The organism is Bradyrhizobium sp. 33ap4 (assembly GCF_032654765.1).
GTDB lineage: Bacteria > Pseudomonadota > Alphaproteobacteria > Rhizobiales > Xanthobacteraceae > Bradyrhizobium > Bradyrhizobium australafricanum.
The window spans coordinates 1-552 of sequence record NZ_JAUMTJ010000275.1; the positions used below are offsets into that span (position 1 = coordinate 1).

Sequence of the window (552 nt, forward strand, 5' to 3'; positions counted from 1 at the left end):
TGCTTGCTTGCTTGCTTCCTCGCTTGCTTGCTTGCTGGCTGGCTTGCTTGCTTGCTGGGTTGCTTGCTTGCTTGCTTGCTTGCTTGCTTGCTTGCTTGCTTGCTTGCTTGCTGGCTTGCTTGCTTGCTTTATCAAAAATAAAAGAATGAATCTCTCCTTTATTGTCCTGAGGTTCAGCACACCACATTCTTCTATGCTTTCAGCTTCTGTCTGTCAGTAATGGTCCCCATACCGCACTTCATGACAACGAAAGGAAAGCACAGGAAAAGGAGAGAGAGGGAAATGGAAAATATGAGACATTCAGAACTGGCCACGCTGGCATGAATAATTCTCCAGCTTGAGCAGGAGGGGGCAGAAAAGAAAATAAAAATGGAGGATGGCATGCATGGGACCTGCATTTGCACACACCTAGCACACCAGTGTCAAGCGCATCACTTTCCCGAATGTCCTTGACAAACTTCACCACAGCCACTAGAGTAGGCAACAAATATCTTGCACACTTTTTCTTGTTTTATCTGGCTGCGCTTTGCTTTCCTTACGACATAGCGTAGC

1 protein-coding gene is annotated in these 552 nt (G+C 46.6%); it reads right to left on the bottom strand.

All coding sequences use genetic code 11. The features are described from left to right. Nucleotides 1-187: hypothetical protein (locus Q2M23_RS43885; protein ID WP_316399576.1), on the bottom strand; the 187-nt coding region annotated here is incomplete at its 3' end. Nucleotides 188-552 lie beyond the last annotated feature (365 nt).